A 1,021-nucleotide genomic window follows, 5' to 3' on the forward strand; every position below is an offset into this window, starting at 1 on the left:
CCCGAGCAATTGGGGGCACGCTGATGACGGTGGTCGCGATGAGCCGGAGCGAGTTGTCACGGTACGAAACGCTGCAGCGCGTCGAGCGGGGCGAGATCACCGCAAGCGAGGCTGGCGAGCTGCTCAGGCTATGCAGGCGCCAAGTCTATCGGCTGCTCGACAGGTTCTGCGCTGACGGCGCTGCCGGCCTGATATCCCGGAAGCGCGGTCGGCCGAGCAACCGCCGGTTGAGCGAAACCTGCCGGGAGCAGATCCTCGGCATCGTCCGCGAGCGCTACGCCGATTTTGAGCCGACGTTGGCGGCCGAGTATCTGGCCGAGCGCCACGGCATCGCGCTCTCGCACGAGACGCTGCGCCAGCTGATGATCGGCGCCGGCCTGTGGAAAGCCAAGGCCGCCAAGCGCGCCAGGCTTCACCAGACCCGAAACCGTCGCGAGCGCCGCGGCGAACTCATCCAGGTCGACGGTTCGGACCATGACTGGTTCGAGGGCCGCGGCCCTCGCTGCAGCCTGCTGGTGTATATCGACGATGCCACGAGCGAGCTGATGCACCTCGAGATGGCGGAGAGCGAGAGCGCCCTCTCCTACCTGCAGGCGACACGGACATATCTCAAGCGGCACGGCAAGCCTATCGCCTTCTATTCGGACAAGCACAGCGCCTTTCGGAACAACCGCGCGACGGCCGACAGCGACGGCATGTCGCACTTGGGCCGAGCGCTCGACAAGCTTGGGGTCGGGATTACCACATCAACGCGTTTCCACACAGCCTCTGTGCCGAAGCTGCCGTCGACGCCTACCCTATAGCACGAGCACCAGCGGCTGAGGCGGTGTGACCGGGCCCGCTGCGTGCGCAGCGGGTCCGGGGACAGGAGCCGGGAGTGTGGGGCATCAGCGGGGGCAGCGCTGCGCTATGAGGAGGGCTCCACGCAGCCCCCGCTGCCGAAGGCGTTGTGCCATTTCTATCTTGCGGCGGAATGTGCCTTTTCTAACTGGCGGCAACACTGGTGTGCAGGGTCTCAACA

At 66.1% G+C, this 1,021-nt stretch carries 1 protein-coding gene; it reads left to right on the forward strand.

Features of this window, described 5'->3' with window-relative positions; genetic code table 11:
• Positions 1-23 precede the first annotated feature (23 nt).
• Positions 24-803, forward strand: a complete 780-nt coding sequence (locus CA234_RS24100; protein WP_241213675.1) for an ISNCY family transposase — start codon at positions 24-26, stop codon at positions 801-803.
• The last annotated feature ends 218 nt before the right edge of the window (positions 804-1,021 follow it).

Source organism: Sphingomonas sp. ABOLE, assembly GCF_003950455.1.
GTDB lineage: Bacteria > Pseudomonadota > Alphaproteobacteria > Sphingomonadales > Sphingomonadaceae > Sphingomonas > Sphingomonas trueperi.

Coding starts and splice junctions, on each gene's coding strand:
- CA234_RS24100 (WP_241213675.1), top strand. CDS start 24: ATGACGGTGGTCGCGATGAGCCGGAGCGAGTTGTCACGGTACGAAACG.